This is a genomic window from Jannaschia sp. M317, from assembly GCF_025141175.1.
Classification (GTDB): domain Bacteria; phylum Pseudomonadota; class Alphaproteobacteria; order Rhodobacterales; family Rhodobacteraceae; genus Jannaschia.
The window spans coordinates 626,446-649,369 of sequence record NZ_CP081155.1 but is presented as its reverse complement, the minus strand read 5'-3'; the positions used below and the strand labels follow the sequence as shown (position 1 = coordinate 649,369).

General features: G+C 65.9%; 21 protein-coding genes. 6 read left to right on the top strand and 15 right to left on the bottom strand.

Annotation, left to right across the window (positions count from 1 at the left end):
- Window positions 1-32: 32 nt before the first annotated feature.
- The 14 genes from hemA to bchF form a co-directional block, all read right to left on the bottom strand.
- Window positions 33-1,247: a 5-aminolevulinate synthase gene (gene hemA, locus K3551_RS03400; protein WP_259917679.1), complete on the bottom strand. Its 1,215-nt coding sequence runs from the start codon at window positions 1,245-1,247 to the stop codon at window positions 33-35.
- Window positions 1,234-2,034, bottom strand: a complete 801-nt coding sequence (gene puhE, locus K3551_RS03395) for a putative photosynthetic complex assembly protein PuhE (protein WP_259917677.1) — start codon at window positions 2,032-2,034, stop codon at window positions 1,234-1,236. Before puhE ends, hemA begins: the two co-directional genes overlap by 14 nt.
- A gap of 82 nt (window positions 2,035-2,116) precedes the next feature.
- The gene (gene acsF / locus K3551_RS03390) at window positions 2,117-3,238 is read right to left on the bottom strand and encodes a magnesium-protoporphyrin IX monomethyl ester (oxidative) cyclase (RefSeq protein WP_259917675.1); all 1,122 of its coding nucleotides are present in this window, start codon (window positions 3,236-3,238) and stop codon (window positions 2,117-2,119) included.
- Window positions 3,235-3,531, bottom strand: a complete 297-nt coding sequence (locus K3551_RS03385; protein ID WP_259917673.1) for a hypothetical protein — start codon at window positions 3,529-3,531, stop codon at window positions 3,235-3,237. Before K3551_RS03385 ends, acsF begins: the two co-directional genes overlap by 4 nt.
- A 16-nt stretch (window positions 3,532-3,547) precedes the next feature.
- Window positions 3,548-4,015, bottom strand: a complete 468-nt coding sequence (gene puhC, locus K3551_RS03380) for a photosynthetic complex assembly protein PuhC (RefSeq protein WP_259917671.1) — start codon at window positions 4,013-4,015, stop codon at window positions 3,548-3,550.
- Between the two features lie 5 nt (window positions 4,016-4,020).
- Window positions 4,021-4,671: a photosynthetic complex putative assembly protein PuhB gene (gene puhB / locus K3551_RS03375; protein ID WP_259917669.1), complete on the bottom strand. Its 651-nt coding sequence runs from the start codon at window positions 4,669-4,671 to the stop codon at window positions 4,021-4,023.
- Between the two features lie 23 nt (window positions 4,672-4,694).
- The gene (gene puhA / locus K3551_RS03370; protein ID WP_259917668.1) at window positions 4,695-5,453 is read right to left on the bottom strand and encodes a photosynthetic reaction center subunit H; all 759 of its coding nucleotides are present in this window, start codon (window positions 5,451-5,453) and stop codon (window positions 4,695-4,697) included.
- A gap of 16 nt (window positions 5,454-5,469) precedes the next feature.
- Window positions 5,470-6,888 (bottom strand): PucC family protein, encoded by a 1,419-nt coding sequence (locus K3551_RS03365; RefSeq protein ID WP_259919449.1) that lies wholly within the window; start codon window positions 6,886-6,888, stop codon window positions 5,470-5,472.
- A 5-nt stretch (window positions 6,889-6,893) separates the two neighbouring features.
- Window positions 6,894-7,556: a magnesium protoporphyrin IX methyltransferase gene (gene bchM / locus K3551_RS03360; RefSeq protein ID WP_259917667.1), complete on the bottom strand. Its 663-nt coding sequence runs from the start codon at window positions 7,554-7,556 to the stop codon at window positions 6,894-6,896.
- Between the two features lies 1 nt (window position 7,557).
- On the bottom strand, window positions 7,558-8,448 hold the full coding sequence (gene bchL / locus K3551_RS03355; protein ID WP_259917665.1) for a ferredoxin:protochlorophyllide reductase (ATP-dependent) iron-sulfur ATP-binding protein: 891 nt from the start codon (window positions 8,446-8,448) through the stop codon (window positions 7,558-7,560).
- A gap of 12 nt (window positions 8,449-8,460) precedes the next feature.
- Window positions 8,461-11,967 carry a cobaltochelatase subunit CobN gene (locus tag K3551_RS03350; protein WP_259917663.1) on the bottom strand — a complete coding sequence of 1,169 codons (3,507 nt, stop codon included), beginning with the start codon at window positions 11,965-11,967 and terminating at the stop codon, window positions 8,461-8,463.
- Window positions 11,957-13,510: a ferredoxin:protochlorophyllide reductase (ATP-dependent) subunit B gene (gene bchB, locus K3551_RS03345; protein ID WP_259917661.1), complete on the bottom strand. Its 1,554-nt coding sequence runs from the start codon at window positions 13,508-13,510 to the stop codon at window positions 11,957-11,959. The genes K3551_RS03350 and bchB overlap by 11 nt, the downstream gene beginning before the upstream one ends.
- Window positions 13,507-14,838, bottom strand: a complete 1,332-nt coding sequence (locus K3551_RS03340; protein ID WP_259917660.1) for a ferredoxin:protochlorophyllide reductase (ATP-dependent) subunit N — start codon at window positions 14,836-14,838, stop codon at window positions 13,507-13,509. The genes bchB and K3551_RS03340 overlap by 4 nt, the downstream gene beginning before the upstream one ends.
- Entirely contained in the window at window positions 14,835-15,317 is a 483-nt protein-coding gene (gene bchF, locus K3551_RS03335; RefSeq protein WP_259917659.1) for a 2-vinyl bacteriochlorophyllide hydratase, read from the bottom strand. The genes K3551_RS03340 and bchF overlap by 4 nt, the downstream gene beginning before the upstream one ends.
- Before the next feature lie 199 nt (window positions 15,318-15,516).
- Between bchF and K3551_RS03330 the strand changes: the two genes are divergently transcribed.
- Genes K3551_RS03330 through idi form a run of 6 tightly spaced genes read left to right on the top strand, consistent with a single transcriptional unit; the run spans window position 15,517 to window position 21,663 of the window.
- Window positions 15,517-16,299 carry a B12-binding domain-containing protein gene (locus K3551_RS03330; RefSeq protein ID WP_259917658.1) on the top strand — a complete coding sequence of 261 codons (783 nt, stop codon included), beginning with the start codon at window positions 15,517-15,519 and terminating at the stop codon, window positions 16,297-16,299.
- Between the two features lie 42 nt (window positions 16,300-16,341).
- Window positions 16,342-17,766: a transcriptional regulator PpsR gene (ppsR, locus tag K3551_RS03325; RefSeq protein WP_259917657.1), complete on the top strand. Its 1,425-nt coding sequence runs from the start codon at window positions 16,342-16,344 to the stop codon at window positions 17,764-17,766.
- A gap of 41 nt (window positions 17,767-17,807) precedes the next feature.
- Window positions 17,808-18,713: a chlorophyll synthase ChlG gene (gene chlG, locus K3551_RS03320; protein WP_259917656.1), complete on the top strand. Its 906-nt coding sequence runs from the start codon at window positions 17,808-17,810 to the stop codon at window positions 18,711-18,713.
- The gene (locus K3551_RS03315) at window positions 18,713-19,939 is read left to right on the top strand and encodes an MFS transporter (RefSeq protein ID WP_259917654.1); all 1,227 of its coding nucleotides are present in this window, start codon (window positions 18,713-18,715) and stop codon (window positions 19,937-19,939) included. The genes chlG and K3551_RS03315 overlap by 1 nt, the downstream gene beginning before the upstream one ends.
- A gap of 3 nt (window positions 19,940-19,942) precedes the next feature.
- Entirely contained in the window at window positions 19,943-21,133 is a 1,191-nt protein-coding gene (locus tag K3551_RS03310) for a geranylgeranyl diphosphate reductase (RefSeq protein WP_259917652.1), read from the top strand.
- Window positions 21,130-21,663, top strand: a complete 534-nt coding sequence (gene idi / locus K3551_RS03305) for an isopentenyl-diphosphate Delta-isomerase (protein ID WP_259917651.1) — start codon at window positions 21,130-21,132, stop codon at window positions 21,661-21,663. The genes K3551_RS03310 and idi overlap by 4 nt, the downstream gene beginning before the upstream one ends.
- Window positions 21,664-21,811: 148 nt before the next feature.
- Here the strand turns inward: idi and pufC are convergent, their stop codons facing one another.
- A complete protein-coding gene (gene pufC / locus K3551_RS03300) occupies window positions 21,812-22,924 on the bottom strand; it encodes a photosynthetic reaction center cytochrome PufC (RefSeq protein ID WP_259917649.1) in 1,113 nt (370 codons plus the stop codon).

The following is a 22,924-nucleotide window of genomic DNA, read 5'->3' as shown; positions in this document are numbered from 1 at the left end:
GCCTTGTGATCCAATAACAAGTCACCTTTGCGTCAGGCGGTTGCGCGTGCCACGGCGCATTGCTTCCACAAGACCGACAGCGCGGCAACGAGATGATCGATATCCGCGTCCGAATGGCGCGGCCCGGGGGTAAAGCGCAGGCGTTCCGTGCCTTTGGGCACCGTGGGATAGTTGATCGGTTGCACGTAGATGCCGAATTCATCCATCAGATAGTCCGACAGCATCCGCGTCTTGACCGGGTCTTTCACCATCACCGGGATAATGTGGGACGGGTTGTTTTCATGCGGAATCCCCGCCGCATCCAGGCGGGCGCGCAGACGGGCGACCTGGCGACGTTGCTGGGCGCGCTCCACTTCACTGACCTTCAGGTGCCGGATCGAGGTGGTGGCCGCCGCGGCCACGGCGGGCGGCAGGGCTGTCGTAAAGATGAAGCCGGACGCAAAGCTGCGGATGAAATCGCACAGCGCGGCGGACCCGGTGATGTAGCCGCCCATCACGCCGAACGCCTTGCCGAGCGTACCCTCGATCAGGGTGATGCGGTCCATCAGCCCTTCCTGCTCGGCGACGCCACCGCCGCGCGGGCCATACATGCCGACGGCGTGGACCTCATCGAGATAGGTCATGGCCCCATGTTTCTCGGCGACCTCGACGATCTCGCGGATCGGGGCGATGTCGCCATCCATGGAATAGACGCTTTCGAAAGCGACGATCTTGGTGGCGTTCGCGGGCAAAGCCGCCAGCTTGCGGTCCAGATCTTCGGGGTCGTTATGCTTCCAGATGACCTTTTGGGCGCGGGAATGGCGGATGCCTTCGATCATCGAGGCATGGTTCAGGCTGTCGGACAGGATCACCGCATTCGGCAGACGTGATCCCAACGTCGAGAGCGCGGCCCAGTTCGACACATAGCCGGAGGTAAAGACCAGCGCCGCCTCTTTGCCGTGCAGGTCGGCCAGTTCGGCCTCCAGCTCCAGATGCTGATGCTGCGTGCCGGAGATGTTGCGCGTGCCGCCCGCCCCGGTGCCGCAGGCGCGGGCGGTTTCGGCCATCGCGTCGACCACGTCAGGGTGATGGCCCATGCCCAGGTAGTCGTTGGAACACCAGACGGTGACGTCGCGCGTCGTGCCGTCGTGATGGTTCTTGGCGCGCGGGTGCTGGCCGCATTCGCGGGTCAGATCCGCAAAGTATCGGTAATTGCCTTCGGCCTTCAAAGCCTCCAACTGGCTCTGGAACATCTTATCGAACGGCATCCGGCCCCTCCTTCAACAAAGTCTCGTGTTTTGGCAGCATCCAGCGCCACAGTTTCTCGTCCGGCAGGCGGACGATCATGAACCAATGTTCAAGCAGCGCCAGCGCGGTCAGCGCGGCCAGCAGGGCAAAGCCCGCCTGAACAGATCCCGCCCCCGCCGACACCGCGCGTTCCATCCAGCAGGCGGTCGCGAAGGTCAGGGCGGTGACAGAGGTGGGGAACAGCCAATTGATCCGCGCTTCGCGGAAATGGCTGGGCAAATGGGTCAGGGCCCGGGGAATGAACTCCGTGTTCACCTTGCGCACCCCCAGATAGAGGTTGAGCTTGGCGCTGATCCGGGCCGCGTAAAGCACGGCAAAGGTCCAGAAGCCAAAGCGGTTGAGGGCCCCATGGCTGCCGATGGCCAGCGCGATCAACGCGGCGGTCAGCGTCATCTCGTGATAGGCGACAGTGCCCCAGGCGCGAATGAACCGCTCCCACTCCGGGACACCGGGTTTGGCGGGGGTGCGGTTAGGGCCGGTGACGAGGCCGGTCAGGAACGCCAGCTCCAACCAGCCCCAGATCAACAGCGCCGAGGCAAAGGCGATATAGGTCGCGCCAAGGGTCGTTTGCCCCATGCTGGACACGAACCCGACCCCGCCCAGACCCGCCAGCGGCAGCATGGACAGAACCGCCGTCAGATGCCGCCCGGACCGGTCGGCATAGCGCACGACCAACAGGATCGCCCCGGTGGAAAACCACCAGGCGAAAAGGGCCACAAGGGCCGCGATCCAGGGGGAGGCGAACATCAGGTCTGGGCCTCCGTCCTGAAGTCGAACGCCGGGGGCTGCCCGGTCTGCGACCGGGCGGGACGGTATGTGACCGCTTGGATCAATACGACGGCTCCAACCGGGTCTGCACCGGCACCTGATGGCGCTTGACCGGGATCGTGTAGAGCGACGCAAAGGCCAGCGCGGCACGGGCGGACCCGGATGCCTTGCCGATCAGACGCGCGAGGCCGGTCTTCTTTTCGGCCTGTGCCAGATCGACGTTCGCCTTCTGCAACCGCTCCAACGTGGGCTGCCAGCGCGGGTGATCGATATCGAGCGTGATGGGGAACACCTGCTTGGTGATCTCGGAGGTCTTTTCGAACACCGAATGGGCATACCAATCAGGATCGACGCCCAGCGCCTTGTGGAACTCGGGCCGCTGGTGGTCGCGGACATACATGGTGCCGTAGACCGCCGTCAGGAAGAACTTGATCCACCAGACGTTGCGCCCGGACGTCAGCTTCGGATCCGTCTTCATCAGCAGGGCAAAGGCCTCGCCATGGCTGAACTCATCGTTGCACCATTCCCGGAACCATTTGAAAATCGGGTGGAACCGATGCTCCGGGTGCTGTTCGAGGTGGCGGAAGATCGTGATGTAGCGCGCATAGCCGATCTTCTCGCTCAGGTAGGTCGCGTAGTAGATGAATTTCGGCCGGAAGTAGGTGTATTTCTTCTTTTGCGTAAGAAATCCAAGGTTCACGGCAATGCCTGCCTCGCGCAGGGCATCGTTGATGAACCCCGCATGCCGCGCCTCGTCCCGGGCCATCAACTGGAACAGGGTGGTGATGTCTTCGTTCGTGCCCCGGCGTTTCATTTCCTTGTAAAGCACGCAGCCAGAGAATTCGGCAGTACAGGACGATACGAGGAAGTCGATGAATTCGGCACGCAGCTTCGGCTCCATCCCGTCCCAATCGACATGATCCCAGTCTTCGTTCTTCTTGAAATGCCCCCGGTTCGGGTCGGCCTTCATCTGCGCGATCAATTGGTCCCAGTCTTCGCGCACGGGGGTGACGTCGATGGCGTCCATCTCGTCGAAATCGGTGGTGTAGAACCGCGGCGTCAGCAGCGTGTTGGACATCGCCAGCCTGGTCGCGCTTTCGCTGTCGACGACCTGCTGGTTGTCGGCGGCCAACGCCTCTTCGACGGTATGGGCGTCGGCGGAATGCTTGATCTGGACGTTCATGACAGCACCTCCTCGGAGAAGCTGAATTCGCAAAGCTCCATGAACTCGAAATCGCCGGTCATCCGGGTCCAGAGCCGTTCCAACCCGCTGGCCCGTGTGATCACAGCCACGCGTTCCTCGCGCACGACCTCGCCGAAGGGGGCCATGATCTCTTCGCCCAGTACCTGAACCTCGTCGCCGGGCCAGACGACGGATCCATCGTCAAAGCGCACATGCGCCGACAGCTCTTCGAAGCGGTGCGAAATCTCGACGGTGCAGGGCACCCGTTCGCGTGTTCTCGTCAGAAATCCCATGGGTCGTTCCTCCCGGTTAGTTCAAAAGCTTGGCGAAGGTGTCTGCGTTCTTCGCCCCGAATCCGATCAGCTCTGCACGCCAGCCGGTGGCCGAGTCGCGCAGGCTCAATTGCCCGTTTTCAAACAGGATCAGGCGGATCGGCGCCTGCATGGTCAGGCCACGTTTGCTGCGTTCGAACATCAGCACACGATGCACGCCCGCGACAAAGCCGCCTTGTTCTGTATCAAGATCGGCGATGACCGATCCGTTGGCATCCAGCACCCGTGCGGCCCCGGTAGTCCCGTCGGAATGCAGGAAAATGGCCCGTTCCCGGACGATCGGCACCTCGCCTTCCAGCGCGGGCATCGCCTCCAGCGGGCGCTGGCTAAGCGCGGAATAGGCCGTGATCGCCAAGGCGCAGAGCATCAGAAACCCGATGGCCTTGAGCAGGAAAGCCGGGATCATTTCGCGGTCGCGTGTGGCAAGGCGGGCTTCGGGTGTCATCGCGCCTACTCCGCCGGGACCGGCATCGCGCCGGTAGGTTGCCTGTCACGTACCGGCTGCGGGGCGCGCGGGGCGACCCCGCTTTCGGCCACGGCTTCGCCCAGCAGGCGGGCAATGGCAGCCGCGTCGGGGATACAGCGCAGGGCGGGCTGCGTGCACGCCATCCGCCAGGGCCGCAGATGCGGCCAGAGCAAGAGATAGCTGAACCGCGTCTCGCCCAATGTCCGCAGGGCAATGGTGCCGCTGCCGTCTGGCCGGGTCACCAGATCCGCCGCCCCGATCCACGAAAACGGGAATTGCAGCGTCATGGTCAGCGCCGCGCCGATCCGCAGGATCACACGCTGGTCGGTGATCGTATAGACCGCGGATCGTGCCTGCGCCCATCCGACCGCCATCAGCATCCCGCAGGTGATCGCGCCCAACACCAGATAGAAGGAGGAGGCCGCCATCGCCTGCGTCGCGGGCATATCGGCCCCGGCGACGGTCGCGCGCCACCCGAACAGCGCCACGAAATAGGCCGCGACCCATTTCACCTTCAAGGCGTCGCGGCTGAGCGCCCACCAATCCGGTGCCCCCTGCCAAAGGATACGCTCTCCCTCCGGCAGCATCTCGGGCAGGCCCCGGATCGGTTCCTGATCGAAGTCGTCATGGCTCATGGCGCGTCCTCCCCTTCTTCATGTCACAGCAACGGATCCTGGCGATCCTGCGATGCATACAGTTTGCCGCCCCCCACGAAGCCGCAGATCTTGTCCTCTTCCAGCAGGGTGACCTGCGTGGGCGACTTATGCGCGGGGATCTGGGCAAAGTGGCGCGCGTGCAGCGATTTCACCTCGACGTGGTCGGCGTGGACCCGGACCAGCTGGATCGGGATCAGGCGTTTGCCGGTGTCCGGCACGTCGACCTCGATATAGCGGACATGCTGCTCTGGTGCGTCCAGCCACATGTCGCTGACTTCGCCGGCGATCTGGCCGTCGTCGCCCATCACCGGCAGACCACGCGGATCACGCCCGGCGCTGACGCGAAAGCCGTCAAGACCCGCCATCGGCGCGATCTTGGGGTGACCGTGGCCGTCCAGTTCCGGCACGTCGCGGCGCGGTGCCCAGGAGGCGGGGCCGACGCCATCCAGCATCGGGTCGCCCGTCGGCTCGAACGGAAAGCCGTTGGAGACGTCGGATTTCACCAAGGCAACCTCCCGGCCCTCGGGTGCCATGTCGGGCACGGTGACCTCTCCGCGGCCATGGGGCAGCTTGAAGGTCTTGGTCGACGGCAAGGGGAATGGGCCCTGATTGGGGGCCAGCGTCCCGTCGTCGTTTTCCAGCGGGTAACCCTCCCGCATGTTCTCCGTCTGGAGGTAATAGATCAGCAGGGCGAAAAAGCCCCAGAACAGCCAAAGCGACAGGCTGGCGAGGTCGAAGTTTCCGAAAAAGGCGTCCACCATGGGGTGTCCTCCGGTGTCAGGTTGGGAAGTCGGCCAGTCCGATCCTGGCCTCCTTCGGGTCGGGTCTGTCTGTCGTGCGGGTCCTGCGCACCAGCGGGCCAAGCGCCGCCAGCGTCAGGAAGAGAAGTCCGATTTCGAGGTGATAGACGACGGAATAGCCGGTCGTCGGCGCAGTGAGCGCCGGGCCCAGCAGCCCGTTCATCGCCAGCGCGTCGACCGCGTCGCGCAGCCCGCCACCGATGGCGGTCGACAGGCCCTGTGCGGTGGCCTGCGCCGCGCCCCAGGCGCCCAGCGCCAAGCCGCGCCCGGCCAGGCCTGTGGGCAGGGTCATCGCGGTCATCAAGGTCGCGACCGCGAACAGCCCACCGCCGAACCCGATTCCCGCGCTGCCTGCGAAGAACAGCGGAGCAGACCCCAGCGGGGCCGAAAAGATCACCGCGCAAAAGGCCCCGACGCCGACCAGAACGCCGCGCGCCGCAATGCGGGTCGGGTTCAGGCCCTGCGCCAGCCAGCGCGCCGCCAGCGTGAATGCGCCCAGCGCCCCGATGGCCCAGGTCGCGGTCAAAAGGGTCGTGTTCGACACCGACAGGCCCAGGATTTCACCGCCGTAGGGTTCCAGCAGAACATCCTGCATGTTGAACGCCATGGTTCCCAGGAACACCGCCAGCAATAGCCGCCCCGCCGTCCCACCGCTGGCCAGATCGGCCCAGGCGTCGCGGAATTCCGGCTGTGGCGCGGCGCGCTCGGCGCGGGTCGTGGGGCGCAGCGCCTCCTGCTTCCACAGGGCGATGACGTTCAGGATCAGCGTTGCAACGGCGGTGCCCTGCACCACCTGGATCAATAGAACGCCGTCGAAGTCTCGCAAAAGCCAGCCGATCAACAGCGCGCTGACCAGCATGCCGGCCAGGAACGCCACATAAAGCAGCGCCACGACACGCGGCCGCGTGTCATCATCGGCGCGGTCTGCCGCCAGGGCCAGACCGGCTGTCTGTGTCATGTGCATGCCGAGGCCGGTCATCAGAAAGGCCAGCGCGGCGGCGGCTTCGCCGGCGAAGGGTGGGATGCGGATCTGATCGTAGCCACCCAGGATCAGCAGGGCGAAGGGCATGATCGCCAGACCCCCGAACTGCCATAGCGTCCCGAACCAGAGGTAAGGGATCCGCTTCCAGCCGATGGCGCTGCGGTAGGTGTCGGACCTGAAGCCCAGCAACGCGCGGAACGGTGCGATCAGGACCGGCAACGCGATCATCGCGGCGACGAGGAAGGCCGACAGGCCCAGCTCCACGATCATCACCCGGTTCAGCGTGCCCAGCAGCATCACGGCGGCCATGCCAACCGACACCTGGAACAGCGACAGCCGCAGCAGTTGCGCCAACGGCAGCCCCTCGGACCCCGCGTCCGAGAACGGCAGCGCCCGCAAGGCGATATGTTTCATCAGGCTCACGCCCGCAGCTCCAGACATTCGGAAATGTAGAAGCCGCTGGTCACCCGTTCGATCCGCGTCAGCGGGGCCGACAGGCGCGGGGCCAGATCGGCGGCGGAATGCGGCACCATGGCGGGTGACCGGTCGGCCCTCGGAAAGGTTTTGCCCGCCCAGAACATCGCCATCAACAGCGGGGTGCGGGGGGCCACCGACAGGACGATCTGCGGGCACCGCGCCGACAGGGCATCAAGGTTTCGGGCCAGATCGTCAGCGCCGTAATAGATCATCGAATCCTGCGCCACCACGGCGTCAAAAGACCCTAAATCAGGGGAAAACATGTCTATCGCGGCAAAGCCGACCTGCGGGCGTAGCCCGTCAGGCAGGCGTTTGGCCGCAATATCGAGCAGCTTGGGCGACACATCGACCGCCACCACATCGGCCCCACGCGCCGCCAGCACCGCCGTCTTGGCCCCGGTGCCGCAGCCGGCGTCCAGCACGCGCATCCCGGTCAGATCGTCGGGCAAGCGCGACAGGATCACATCGCGCATCCGGTCCCGGCCCGCGCGCACCGTCGCACGCACCTTGGACACCGGGGCATCCGATGTCAGATCGGCCCAGACCTTGGTGGCGGTGCCGTCGAAATAGCTTTCGACGCGCGAACGGGTGGCGGCGTAGGTCATATCAGTCGAACCCCAGCAACTCAAAGATCTCCCGATCCGGCAGGGATGCGGGGGCCTTGCCCTCGGTCCCGTCCCACAGAAGCTTGGCCAGGCGGACGTATTCGGCACGACATTGCACGATGTCCTCATCGTCGGGCATCTCGAACAGGGTCTTCTTTTTCAGGCGAGACCGGCGGATCGCGTCCAGGTCCGGCATATGCGCGATCCGGTCGAAGCCAACCGTGCGGCAGTAGCGATCCACCTCGTCGGTGTCCCTGGACCGGTTCGCCACGCACCCCGCCAGCCGCACCTTGTAGTTCTTGGACTTGGCCTGCACCGCTGCGATGATCCGGTTCATCGCATAGATGCTGTCGAAGTCGTTGGCGGTCACGATCAAGGCCCGGTCCGCATGTTGCAGGGGTGCCGCGAACCCGCCGCAGACGACGTCACCCAACACGTCGAAGATCACGACGTCCGTGTCCTCCAGCATGTGATGCTGTTTCAGCAGCTTGACCGTCTGCCCCACAACATAGCCACCGCAGCCGGTGCCCGCCGGGGGGCCGCCCGCCTCGACGCATTGCACGCCGCCATAGCCCACCGCGACGAAGTCTTCGGGGCGCAGCTCCTCGGCGTGGAAATCCACGTCCTTGAGCACGTCGATGACCGTCGACTGCAACCGCCCCGTCAGGGTGAACGTGCTGTCGTGCTTGGGATCGCAGCCAATCTGAAGCACCCGCTTGCCCAGCTTGGTAAAGGCCGCCGACAGGTTCGACGAGGTCGTCGATTTGCCGATCCCGCCCTTGCCGTAGACCGAAAAGACCTTGGCCCCTTCGATCTTGGCGCCTTCGTCCTGATGCACCTGGACGGAGCCTTCGCCGTCCTGGCCCAGATCGGGGATGATATCCTTGGGCATGTCGTCTCTCTCCTATTCCGCGGCCACGGTGATGCCTTCGAGCCGGTCTTCCAGCTCGTCCGCGGCATCCTGAAGCGCAGCCAATGTCTCTGCGTCGGGCTGCCAGAAGTCGCGGTCCCCCGCCTCCAGCAGGCGGTTGGCCATGCGGGCGCTGGCCTTTGGGTTCAGCTCCGCCAGACGGCGGCGCATCTCTTCGTCCAGAACGAATGTCTCGGAAATTTTCTGATAGACCCAAGGATCCACCGCGCCCGTCGTCGCCGACCAGCCCAGCGTGTTCGTCACCTGCGCCTCGATCATCCGGACGCCTTCGGACCCATGCTTCAGCAGGCCCTCGAACCAGCGCGGATTCAGGCTGCGCGACCGGGTTTCCAGCGCGACCTGATCGCGCAGCGTCCGCACCTTGGCGGTACCCGTGGTCTGATCGCCGATATAGACCGGGGCCTCGACCCCCTTGGCGCGTTTCACCGCGCGGGAAATGCCACCCAGCGTGTCGAAATAATGATCGACGGTCGTCACGCCCAGCTCGACCGATTCCAGGTTCTGATAGGCCAGATCCACATCGCCCAGCGCGGCCTGCATCAGCGCGCCCTGGCGGGCCGCCTTACCGTCGCGCCCATAGGCAAAGCTCTTGCGCGCCTCATAGGCATCGGCCAGCTCGCCCTCATCCTCCCAGCACCCCTGATCCACCAGGTGATTGACGTTCGACCCATAGGCCCCTTCGGCGTTAGAAAAAACCCGGAGCGCCGCCGTTTCAAAGTCGCACCCCATGCGCGCCGCATAGTCCCGCGCATGGGCCCGGACGAAATTCGCGTCCTCCGGCTCCTCCGCGCTGGCGGCCAGCCAGGCGGCCTCGGCCAGAAGGCGTGTCTGAAGCGGCAGAAGATCGCGAAAGATCCCCGAAAGCGTCATCACCACGTCGATGCGTGGACGGCCCAATTCGGCCAAGGGGATCAGCTCTGCCCCCGCCAGCCTGCCGTAATGGTCGAACCGGGGCCGCGCGCCCAGCAGCGCCAGCGCCTGACCGATCGGTACACCATCGGACTTGATGTTGTCGCTGCCCCACAGGACCAGCGCGACCGACCGGGGCATCTGCGCATGGGTCGCCAGCAGCAGGTCCGCCTGCGCCGCCCCATCGCGCAACGCATAGGCGGTGGGCATGCGGAACGGGTCGAAGGCATGGATGTTGCGGCCCGCGGGCAAGACCTCGGGCGCGCGGATCAGGTCGCCGCCGGGCACCGGGGCCACGAACCGCCCAGACAAGGCCCGCATCAAGCCATCCAGTTCCGCGTTCGACCGCAGGGCGGCTTCGGCTCCGGCGCGCGCCTCGCCCGGCAGGTGTCCCAGATAGGCCGCCATCTGCGCATCGGTCAGATCGGCCCCGACCACGTGCAACCCTTCGGGGATCAGCGCGGCCTCCGTCTCCAGCAGCGTCAGCCAGAGCGCATCCGGATCGCCCCCGTCCAGATCGACCGCAGCCGCCTGATCGGCGATCAAGGCGGCCAGCTCTGCGCCCCTGTCACCGCCGCGCCAGCGATCAACGCTGTCCTTCAAGGCCAGCAACCCCTTGTAGAGCCCGGACGCCAACAGCGGCGGCGTTACATGGGTCACCGTCACGGCCCCCGAACGGCGCTTGGCCAGGGTCGCCTCGGACGGGTTGTTGGACGCATAAAGGTAGACGTTCGGCAGATCCCCGATCAGGCGGTCGGGCCAGTCAGCGGCCCCCATCCCGGCCTGACGGCCCGGCATGAACTCCAACGCGCCATGCATGCCGAAATGCAAAAGGACATCGGCCCCGAAATCCGTCTTGAGCCAGCGGTAGAACGCCCCGAAGGCATGGGTCGGCGCAAACCCCTTTTCGAACAACAGGCGCATCGGGTCGCCTTCATAGCCAAAGGCCGGTTGCAGCCCGACGAAGACGTTGCCGAACTGCGCGCCCAGAACGAAGACACCCGCACCATCGGTCTGTGCCCGACCCGGTGCGGGGCCCCAGGCGGCCTCGGTCTCGGCCAGATAGGGGTCCTCGGCCACCAGGCGGTCGGCCGGAATATGGGCCGCGACATTGGCGTCCTGGCCATAGGTGGCGGCGTTCCCGTCCAGCAGCCGCGCACGCAAGGCAGCCACGTCGGCGGGCACGTCCACGTCGTGCCCTTCGGCCGCCAACCGCCGCAGCGTGTGCCAAAGCGATTCGAACACCGAAAGATAAGCCGCCGTCCCCGCCGCCCCGGCATTGGGAGGGAAGTTGAACAGAACGATGCCGATCCGACGCGCAGGCGCGCGCCCCCGGCGCAACCGCGCCAACCGCGTCGCCCGTTCGACCAGCCGGGCAATCCGTTCGGGACAGGGGGCCATGGCACGATCTGATCCGCCCTGGCAGGCCTGCACGCAGCCGGTGCAGCCGCCGGCGTCATGGCGGCCCGCAAAGACGGTCGGGTTGGTCGCCCCGTCGATTTCCGGCAGCGCGATCAGCATGGTCGTCTCGACCGGGCCCAGCCCCTGCGCCGAAGCCCCCCATTGGCCTAGCGTCTGAAATTCCAACGGGTGCGCCGACAGATAGGGCACGTCCAGATCCGCCAGAACCTCGACCGCCGCCGCGCTGTCGTTATAGGCAGGGCCGCCAACCAGGCTGAAACCAGACAAGCTGACCAGAGCGTCGATCCGCCCGCCCGCAAAATACCGCGCCACGGCAGGCCGCATATCGAGGCCCCCGGCAAAGGCCGCCAAAACCCGCACGCCCCGCGCCTCGAAGGCACGGATGACCGCGTCGTAATGCGCCGTGTCGCGCGCCAGGACATAGGACCGCATCAACAGCAAACCGACGGTGACCTCGCCCGCCGCAGGCAGGGCGGCGGCATCTTCCACGATGCCAAGATCCGGGTGGTAAAGCCCGACGTCCGGGTAATCGACCGGGGCCGCCGCCTCCGTCTGAAAACCGGGCGCATAGCGGCCCAACAGGTGCCGCAGAAGCCCCTCGAAATTCTCGTCCGACCCGCCCAGCCAATATTGCATGCACAGGAACCAGGCGCGCAGGTCCTGCGCCTTGCCGGGAATGAATTTCAAAAGCTTCGGAAGACGGCGCAGCATCTTCATCTGCTTTTCGCCGCTCGACGCCGAAGGGGCCTTTGACCCGCGCAGTTTTTTCAACAGTTGCACGGCCGCCGACGACGGCTTGGCCATGTCCAGATCGCCCATGCGCGTCAGCCGGACGATGTCGGGGTCCGACACCATGCCGACAAGCGCATCGCAGCCGTCGCGCCGTGCCTCCAACGCCGGGCGGATGGCGCGCAGATGTTCGTCGATGAAAAGCAAGCCGCAGACAATGATATCCGCCTGCGCGACGGCGGCCTGCGCGACTGCCAATGCCTCGGGCGTTTCGGCCCATTCGGCGGCGGCATGGACGCTGACCTCCAGCCCCGGAAATTCAGCCGCCAGACGCAGCCCGACGCGCGCCACCGGTCCGGCGGCATGGGCGTCCAGCGTGACGATCACCACGCGGTAGGGAATGGGACCATCACCGCGCATAATGGGCCTTTGCCTCATAGAGGGTTTCGACCGTAATCTCCGCAACCCCCTGATTAGCTGCGAAAATCTCTGTGTTCTTGCGGGCCTTTCCACGTACGAAGAACGGGATCTTGCGCAGCTCCTTCTCGGCGGCGGCGCCCCAGACGATCTCTTCCAGGGTTTTCTTCTCGGCAGAAATACTCCGGGGGGGGTCCGCAGGACGGGGGGCTGGCCCCCCTTCGGCGCGGGCCGCAGGCGCGCCACCATGATGGCTTGGACCGGCCGCGTCGGAGAACTCGAAATCCTCGCGGAACATTGTCAACAGATGCTCTTCCAGCCCCATGACAAGGGGGTGAACCCAGGTGTCGAACAACACGTTCGCGCCCTCGATTCCCATTTGCGGGGAATAGCGTGAGGGGAAATCCTGTACATGGACGGGCGAGGAAATGACCGCGCAGGGGATGCCCAGACGCTTGCCGATGTGGCGTTCCATCTGGGTGCCCAGGATCATCTCGGGCGCGGCATCGGCAATCGCGCGCTCCACCTCCAGATAATCGTCGGTGATCGTGGCGGGGACGCCCATTTCCCGGGCAAGCGCGCGGACAGGGCGGGCGAATTCACGGTTGTAGCATCCCAGCCCGCAGACCTCGAAACCCATCTCGTCGCGGGCGACGCGGGCGGCGGCCATGGCGTGAGTGGCGTCGCCAAAGACGAAGACCCGCTTGCCCGTCAGATAGGTGCTGTCGACCGAGGCGGCGTACCAGGGTTGGCGCAACGCGGTTTGGTCCATTTTGGGGGAAACCTGAGCCAGTTTTGCCACGTTTTGTACAAACCCGGCGGTCGCCCGTGCGCCGATCGGGATGACGTCGGTGAAGGGCTGGCCATGCTCCCGCTCCAACCAGCGGGCGGCGGTCTCGGCGTGTTCGGGGTAAAGCACGACGTTGAAATGCGCGGCGCCCAGACGGGCGATGTCAGACGGCCGCGCGCCCATCGGTGCAACCACGTTCACCGCGATACCCATTGCATCCAGCAGCTTCGTCACCTCTTCGACATCGTCGCGGTGGCGGAAGCCGAGGCCCACGGGGCCCAGGATGTTGCAGCTGACCTCGGGCGTGCGGTCCATCGGTTTCGCCAGGTGGCGGCAGAGCTGATAGAACGTCTCGTCAGTGCCAAACAGCTCCTTGCGGGAATAGCTCGGCAGCTCCAGCGCGATGACCGGAATCGGCAGGCCCAGGGCCTCGGCCAGACCGCCGGGGTCGTCCTGGATCAGCTCGGCGGTGCAGGAGGCGCCGACGATCAACGCCTCGGGCTTGAACCGGTCATAGGCGGCCAGGCAGGCGTCCTTGAAGAGCGTCGCGGTGTCGGACCCCAGGTCGCGGGCCTGGAAGGTGGTATAGGTCACCGGCGGGCGCTTGCCGCGCCGTTCGATCATGGTGAACAGAAGGTCGGCATAGGTGTCGCCCTGCGGCGCATGCAGCACGTAGTGCAGCCCCTCCATCCCGGTCGCGACGCGCATCGCGCCGACGTGGGGCGGGCCCTCGTATGTCCAGACGGTCAACTTCATGGCAGCGTCGGAGCGGGGGCCAGCCCCCGCACCCCCGCGGTATTTTCGGCCAGAGGAAGAGGCGCGGATTTGGCCAACAGTTCCTTGCGCCGCAGCGGGCGCGCGAACAGCGAGGCCAGATCGCCAGCCTGTTCGTAGAAATGAACCGGCGTGAAGACCAGTTCGATGGCCCACTTGGTCGTCAGGCCCTCCGTCTCCAGCGGGTTGGCAAGGCCCAGACCGCAGACGGTCAGATCGGGGCGGTCGGCGCGCAGGCGGTCGAGCTGTTTCTCCACGTCCTGCCCTTCGGCCAGGCGGGGACCGGCGGGCAGGAGCGCCAGCTCTTCGGCCATGATGCCAGCGTGGATGAAGGGGGCGCCGACCTCCACCCCCTCCATGCCGCATTCGCGGGTCAGAAAACGTGCCAGCGGGATTTCCAGCTGGCTGTCAGGCAGGAAGGTGACGCGCTTGCCCGAAAGGGTTTCCGCGGCAGCGGCCACCGCCTTGCGGGCGCGGGCGCGCGGCGCGGCGGTCACTGCCTCGAAAATTTCGGCATCGACGTCAAAGGCTTGCGCCACGGCGCGTAGCCAGAGCGTCGTCCCCTCTTCTCCGAACGGGAAAGGCGCGGCGATCCGTAGCGCACCCCGACCGTCAAGCGCCCCGGCCGTATCGCCCAGAAAAGGTTGTAGCAGCGCATAGCGGGTGTTCGGCCCGACGGCCGGGTCCTGATCGGCGCGGCGGCCCGGCAGAACCTGCACATGGTCGATGCCCAGGCGGGCCAGCAGGTCGCGGGCCTGATCCTCCACCACGTCGGGCAGGGCCCCGACCAGCAGCAGGTTCGCCGCGTCGGTCGCGGGCAGACCCGGAACCATGGCGGCCAGACAGGCGTCTTCGCCCTGGGTGAAGGTCGTCTCGATACCGGAGCCGGAGAAATTCAGAACCCGCACGTGGGGGGCGTGATGTTCGCTGAGGCGTTCCGCGGCGCGGGCGAGATCCAGCTTGATGACCTCAGACGGGCAGGACCCGACCAGGAACAGCTGCCGGATGTCGGGGCGCCGGTCCAGCAGGCGCGCGACCTCGCGGTCCAATTCCTCGTTGGCGTCCTTCAGCCCGGCCAAGTCGCCTTCCTCCAGGATGGCGGTGCCAAAGCGGGGCTCGGCAAAGATCATCACGCCCGCAGCCGATTGCAGCAGGTGCGCGCAGGTGCGCGAGCCGACCACAAGGAAGAACGCATCCTGCATCTTGCGGTGCAGCCAGATGATCCCGGTCAGCCCGCAGAACACCTCATGCTGGCCGCGTTCGCGCAGGACGGGGGTGGCGGTGCAGCCGAGGGGCGTCGCGTCGTTCATGCCGGGATCCCTTGCAGGCGGGCCATGCGCAGTTTCCAAAGGAACTGTCCGGCGTTGACGAGATAGGCGGCATAGGCGGCCAAGGCGCAGGCCATTTCCGCGGCGGGCGTGAACCCACCGGACCAGAGCATCCAGACATAAGTCAGATGCAGCGCGATCACCCCGAAGGAGACGACGTCTTCCCAAAAGAACGCAGGCGCAAAGAGCCAGCGACCGAAGACGACCTTTTCCCAGATCGACCCCGTGACCATGATGGTCAGCAACACGCCGGTCTTGATCACCACCGACACCGTGGCCGCGCCATACCCCGCGCCGGTCGCAAGGTAGCGCAGGACCAGGGCCAGCGAGATCAGGAAGACGAGAAACTGAACCGGGGCGAGGACTCCCTGCACGAGGGTCCAGACGCTGGCATCGCGCCGCGCCCTCTCTTGCGGTGTATACAGCCGCGTCCCTCGGTCGGTTTGGTTCGACACGTTCATCGCGGCGACTCCCCCTCTATTTGGACAGTATCACCGCATTGACGCCCATGTTGTCAACTTTCTCTTACACATTGACAGTACTGATTGTCAGATAGTGTGGACGATATAGCAGGAAAATAGTGTCAGGTTTGTTTGACAAACTGCGCGGTTCGGCGTCTAGTCAGACGATCCGCCCTTATCGCCTTGGGAGATGTGCGACGTGGCAGGCAAGATCGACATGGCAGGATTCGACCGCGCAGGGCCGCTGCCCGCACGGGTAGAAAGCGTGATCGTCCGCGTGGCGACGCACGCGGGGTTGCAACCGCAAGCCTCCAACAGCTGCGACGCGCTCAGCCATCTGGCCGAGGGAATCTTCCTGCACCCCGAAGACGGACCGCGCCGCCAGCTTCTGCATCATGCAAAGGGCGACATCGGACTGGCTCACGACCTGATCGGCACCGTCTTCCCCCGCGTCGCAAGACGGCTGGAGGAAGGATGGAATCATGACAGGTTGTCCTTTGCAGAGGTTACGATCGCCGCCACCCGCCTGCAGGATGCGGTGCGCAACCTCGGCGCGCGGCATGCACCGTCCAGGGGGCCCGCCAGCCTGGTGATGATTGTCCCCGCGTGGGAACAGCATACCCTGCCCGCGTTTCTTGCGTCTGAACACATGCGCCGCCTTGGCGTTCCGGTCCGGCTTTTGTCGGGCGTGCGGACCGACGAACTTTTGGCGCTGACCGCGCGGGCGGCACCGGATGCGATCCTGGTTTCCGCCGGCAGCTACCGATCGGTTGCGCGCATGCCCGACCTGTTCACTGCCCTGCGGCGCGCGATTCCCCGTGCGGTTCCGATCGTGCTGGGCGGCCCGGCGATGGAGGCGAATTTCGCAGAATGCCACCGTGCGGGCGCCGACCTTGCAACCAGCAATCTGGGCGAGGCCTTGCGCTATTGTGACCTCGATGTGCCGGTGCGCATTCACAAAGGCACCCTTTGCGATGTATGATCTTGCCGGACATACGAAGCGGCTAACCGCAAGGGGTAGTGGATGAACACGCGTGAAAGCGATTTCTGGAACGAAAGGTCTGGCCCGCGCATCGCGCCGGAGCATTTCGGCGACATCGTTGCGACCGCCGCCGACCTGGCGATCATCCTGTCCGAAAGCGGCACGGTCGTCTCTGTCACCACCAACCCGCTGAATTCTGCCTTGGGTCAGATCGGCCATTGGGAAGGGCGGCGCATCACCGAATTTCTCGCCCCGGACAGCACCCGCAAGGTCATGGCCCAGCTGGAAGCCGTTCTGAAAGACGACCGCGCCCGGCCCGACAGCATCGAAGTCAATCACCTGGATGGGGCCGCCTGGGACTTCCCGGTCCGCTATACCCTGCACAAGACCGGTCGGGATGGCCGTGTTCTGATGCTGGGCCGCGACCTGCGTCCCGTGGCCGAGTTGCAGCAGCGCCTGGTCCGCGCGCAGCTGGCCCTGGAAAAGGATTACGAGGCCCAGCGCGTCTATGAAACCCGCTACCGCGTCCTGTTGGAGGCGGCGCGCGATGCGCTGGTTCTGGTGGATGTCGTGTCTGGCCGGATGCTGGACCTCAATTCCGGGGCGGCCACCCTGTTGGGCGGCCAGACCGCGTCGATGAACGGCGGGGCCTTTACCCAGGAATTCGAAGGACGTCGCCGCGCGGAGTTCATCGACGAGCTGTGCAAGATCGCCCAGGCCGATGGCCGTACCGGTCTCACCGTCGAACTGCGCCGGCAAGCAGGGCAGCAGGTCACGATCCACCCGACCCTGTTCCGCAACGCGGGCGAGCGGGTGTTGTTGTGCCGAATCGAAACCCCGGCAGCCAATACGAGCCTGCCGATTGCCGACCCGATGACCCGTCTGCTGAGCCTTTTGTATCGTGGTGCCGCCGAGGGAATCGTCTTTGTCGACGCGCAGAACCGTGTGACCCAGGCCAACGACGCCTTTCTGTCGATGATGGATGTGGACGCGGTGGCAGAACTGCGTGGGACCGCGTTCGAGGATCTGTTGTCGCGGGGCGGGATCGACCTGAAGGTCATCACGGATCCGGCGCAGGTCGGTGCCTATGCCACGCGACTGATCACGCGCTACGGATCTCAGCTTGCGGTCGAGGTGTCCGGGGTACCGCTTGGCGAGACCGGGGGCCATGGAATCATTCTGCGCGAAGTCGGACGAACCGCCGCCCTGCGAGAAGATGGTGCAGCCGAAGGCCCGAACGAGCCGGCTGGCGGGTCCAATGCCCGCGCGCTGGTCGGATCCGCGCCGTTGCGCGATATCGTCGCTTCGATGACGGATGTCATTGAAAAACAATGCATCGAGGCCGCTGTCGAGTTGACGGAAAACAATCGCGTCGCCGCGGCGGAAATGCTGGGGCTGAGCCGTCAGAGCCTTTATGTCAAACTGCGTAAGTACGGTCTGCTGGAACGGGGCGACCCGGAGGTGTAAACCTCTTGTGACATCGTATGTGTATCGTCTACGCTACACACATGACTGTCACGTCCGATTTACACTCAGCCTTGCCACGCCGCTATCCCGAACCCTCGGCGATGCTGCGATTGATCAAGCCAATCACCTGGTTCCCGCCGATGTGGGCCTACCTGTGCGGCGTCGTGTCGTCCGGGGTATCGCCCTGGTCGCAACCGATGTTGGTCCTGGCCGGTGTCTTTCTGGCGGGCCCCATCGTCTGCGGCATGAGCCAGGCCGCCAACGATTGGTGCGACCGACACGTCGACGCCGTGAACGAGCCGGACCGCCCGATCCCGTCGGGCCGGGTGCCGGGCCGTTGGGGGCTTTGGATTGCCTTGGCGATGACGGTTCTGTCGTTGGCCCTGGGGGCCACGCTTGGGCCTTGGGGGTTCGGCGCAACCGTGCTGGCCGTGATCGCCGCCTGGGCCTATTCTGCGGAACCGGTGCGGGCCAAGCGATCCGGCTGGTGGGGGCCGGGTCTGGTCGGCCTGAGCTATGAAACCTTGCCCTGGATCACCGGAGCCGCCGTTTTGGCGGCGGGCGCACCGGATGCGCGGGTGATCCTGATCGCGGGTCTGTATGGGATCGGGGCCCACGGCATCATGACCCTGAACGATTTCAAGGCATTGGAGGGGGACCGACAGCACGGCGTCAATTCCCTGCCGGTGACGCTGGGCCCGGACCGGGCGGCGCGGGTCGCCTGTTGGATCATGGCCCTGCCGCAGGTGGCCGTTGTCGCCGCGTTGCTGGCATGGGATCGCCCGGTGCACGCGGCGATCATCGCGGGGCTGATCGCGCTTCAACTGTTGGCCATGCGCCGGATGTTGCGCGACCCCAAGGCATTGGCGCCCTGGTACAATGGCACCGGGGTTCTGCTTTCGGTCGCGGGCATGATGGTCGCCGCCGTCGCGCTGAGGGCGCTGTGATGTGCTGGGCTGGCATCGCGCGCCTGTGCCTGGTCAATGCCGCCATCGGCGGCATGGCGGCCCTGCCGGTCAACCTGTTCAACCGGTTGATGACGGTCGAGTTGGCCTTGCCCGCCCTGCTGCCCGGTCTGCTGGTGGCCTTGCATTATGCGGTGCAGATCACGCGCCCCGCCTGGGGCCACCGATCGGATCGCGCAGGCGCTCGGGTGCCGGTGATCCTGGGTGGCATGGCGGTGCTGGGCGCGGGCGTTCTGGCGGCGGCATCGGCGGTGGGTCTGCCGACCGGCTGGGCGCTGACGGTCTGGGTTCTGGCCTATGCCGCCATTGGGGTTGGTATCGGCGCGGCGGGCACCTCGTTCCTGGCGCTGCTGGCCACGGTGGCCCCGTCCGACAAACGCGGGGCCGCCGCGACGCTGGCATGGCTGATGCTGATCGCCGGGGCCATCGCCGCCTCGGTCGGGACAGGCGCCGCGTTGGAGCCCTATTCCCCCGAGCGCCTGACCACCGTGGTGGGCGTGGCCGTTGGGGTGGCCATGGTGCTGACGGTCATCGCGACTTGGGGCATGGACCGTGACACCCCCGCCCCGGCCAGCGCGCCGCCCCTGCGACAAGCCCTGGCACAGACCTGGGCCGATCCGGGCGCGCGGCGTTTTACCGGGTTCGTCTTTCTGTCCATTCTGGCGTTCTACCTGTCGGAGCTGATCTTTGAGCCATTCGCGGGCCATGTGCACGGGCTGTCCCCGTCGGAGTCGACGAAACTGTCGGGCGGCAAGGACGGCGCGGCCCTGCTGGGCATGATCGGCGCAGGCGTCTTGACGCAGCTTCGGATCGGGTCCCTGCGGATCTGGGCGATGGTGGGTTGCGTCGTCTCGGCCGTCGGGTTGATCGCAATGGGCAGCGGCGCGCCGCTGATGCCTGCGACGGTCACGCTGGGCCTTGGCAACGGTCTGTTCGTGGTGGGGGCCATCGGGTCGATGATGCGGCTGGCGTCTGACCGCCAGGGGGCCGAGGGCACGACAATGGGCGTCTTCGGTGCGGCGCAGGCCATTGCCGCGGGCCTGGCCGGCATCGCGGCGACCGCCACGCTGGACATCCTGCGTCTGATCCTGCCCGCGCCCGCAGCCTACGGCACGCTTTTCACCATCGAGGCCCTGCTGTTTCTGGCAGCCGCCCTGATGGCTGCCCGCATCCTGGGCCCCACGCCCGCCATCCTACCGGGGGAATAGACCATGACAGAGACATTCGACGTCATCGTGATCGGGGGCGGTCCATCGGGCGCCACCGCGGCCCATGACCTGGCACAGGCGGGGCGGTCTGTCGCGCTGTTGGATCGGGCGGGCCGGATCAAGCCCTGCGGTGGGGCCGTGCCTCCGCGCCTGATCCGCGACTTCGACATCCCCGACACGCAGCTGGTCGCCAAGATCAACACCGCCCGCATGATTTCGCCCACGGGGCGCCAGGTCGATATCCCCATCGAAGACGGCTATGTCGGCATGGTTGACCGCGAACATTTCGATGAATTCCTGCGGGTCCGCGCGGCCGAGGCGGGGGCGTCTCGCAAGACCGGCACGTTCTTGCGGATCGAACGAGCGGGCAACGTCGCCACCGTGATCTACCGCGACAAGGCCAGCGGGGCGGAAATCCGGTTGGACGCGCGGCTGGTCATTGGTGCCGACGGGGCCCGATCGAATGTCGCCCGCGCCGAGGTCAAGGGCGGCAAGGCCATCCCCTACGTGATCGCCTACCACGAAATCATCGAGGCCCCCGAGGCGCGCGGCTCTTACCACCCGGAACGTTGCGATGTGATCTATGACGGAACCATCAGCCCGGACTTCTACGGCTGGGTCTTTCCCCACGGCGGGCAGGCCAGCGTCGGCATGGGCACGGGCCGCGACGGCGTCGACCTGAAACAGGCGACCGCGGCGCTGCGCGCGGCCTCTGGCCTGGCCGATTGCCGCACCATCCGGAAAGAGGGCGCGCCGATCCCGCTGCGCCCGCTCGACCGTTGGGACAATGGGCGTGACCTGGTTCTGGCAGGGGATGCGGCCGGCGTGGTCGCGCCCTCGTCGGGTGAAGGTATTTTCTACGCCATGGTTGGCGGCCGTGTGGCCGCCGTCGCCTGCGAAAAGGTGCTGGCCACAGGCCAGGCCAAACACCTGGCTGCGGCGCGCAAATTGTTCATGAAGGACCACAAGGCCGTGTTCCGCATCCTTGGCGCCATGCAGGACGCCTATTACAAGTCCGACGACCGGCGCGAACGGTTCGTGACGCTGTGCCATGATGTCGATGTGCAGCGGCTGACGTTCGAGGCCTATATGAACAAGGAACTGGTGAGGGCCCGCCCCATGGCACACCTGAAGATCGGCGTGAAGAACCTGGCGCATCTGATGGGGATCATCCCCGCCACCGGTCGCGCATGACCGCGATGATTCCCGCCTGGGTCGACGGCACGCTGACCCCCGTGGAAAAACTGTCGGTCCACGAACGCGGGCTGCGGCACAAGGCGGTGTCGGTGTTTGTGATGGATGGGCCGCGCCTGTTGATCCAGCAGCGGGCGGCGTCGAAATACCACACACCCGGCCTTTGGGCGAACACCTGCTGCACCCACCCCCACTGGGGCGAGGACGACGCGACCTGCGCCGCCCGCCGGCTGGAGGAAGAGCTGGGCATCACCGGCCTGACCCTGCGCGCGCGCGGCACGCTGGAATATCGCGCCGATGTCGGCGGTGGCCTGATCGAGCACGAGGTGGTCGAGGTTTTCGTGGCCGATGCTGCGGCTGACCTGCCGCTGACGCTCAACCCCGAAGAGGTTCAGGCGACCCGCTGGATCCCGCTTGACCGTCTGGCGGCGGAGGTGGCGGAAACCCCGGCCCAATTCACGCCCTGGCTACGCATCTACATGCGCGATCACCACGCCGCGATCTTTGGCGAAGCCACAGGCACCGCCTGACGCGCGGCCCTGGGGCGGCGCTGCGCCCCCCGGCTGCCTTGTTTCAAAAATATTCACACACGACGCTGACCCCCTTGCCGGGCAACGTCCCTGTTCGAACGAAAACGCCCGCCAGATTTGGCGGGCGTCGTCATTCTGTCGCGTGGGTTTACTGGTAGACCGGCGGCTCCGAGCTGGCCAACTCGGGCCAATCGGCGACCGCGTTCAATCCCTGCATCGGCTTGTTGTAGCCCTTGTGGCAGGTCGCGCAGGCGACCTTGGGCGCGTCCGCGTGGACCGGGCCCAGCCGTTCCGGCGGCAGCGTTTCCAGAAGCGGCGTCAGGAAGGTCATGTTCAGATCCCGCACCATCTCGATGGCGAGCGAGGCCGTGGCCCATTGCGGGGTGACCTGCCCACCGTCGTAGAACGCCCGGCTGTTGTGACAGAACACGCAGTTCACGCCCAACGAGTTGGCGAAGTAGTTCATCAACGAATAGGTCCGCTCCGTGTCCTGAATGGACGCGTAGTCGCCTTCGCCCGGCGTGCCCTCGACCCGGCTTTCCAGATCGTGGACCGTGATCCGCGCGTAATCCCCGCTGAGGTAGACCTGCAAGGCGTCCGACGGCAGCGAGGTGGACCCCGACTGGATCGTCGCCCGGTTCTGGACAGACGCCCAGCCCCGCGTGGCCTCGGTCACGGGATCGACCCGGAACCAGACGTTCGACGGCACCGCTTCGCCCCGGTGGCAGGAATAGCAGTTGACGCCGACTTCACCGTTGGCCTGGACGTGACCCGCCCATTCCTCGTTGATGTATTGCGTCATCTGGATCATCCGCCGGGCCACGACCTTGGTATAAAGGCCGTCGTCGGCATAGTTCCCTTCGTCCGCACCCGCGTGGCAATAGGCACAGCCCTCATCCGGGGCGACCCAGATCGTCATCGCGTTCATCAGCCGGTTGAAGTTCCCCTCCGAGACGCCGGCCAGGACCTGCACGTTCTCGTAGATCTCTCCGGCCAGGGGTTCGCCCTCCTCGCGGGGATAGGGCTCCTCCGTGTAGTAGTCGGCCAGGGTCGGGTCCGGGGCCTCGCCCACGAAACCGACGGTCGACATGCCGATCCCGCGCGGGCCGGTCTGCGTGCTTTCGGTCTCGAAGGGTTGCCCCCAGGTGACCAGCATCGCGGCCACGAACAGGGCCCCGCCCACGGTCCCCACCAGAATGGCGGGACCGAAGATATTGGTGGGATTTTCAGCGTTCCAGTCGTCGAACCATTTCGGAAACAT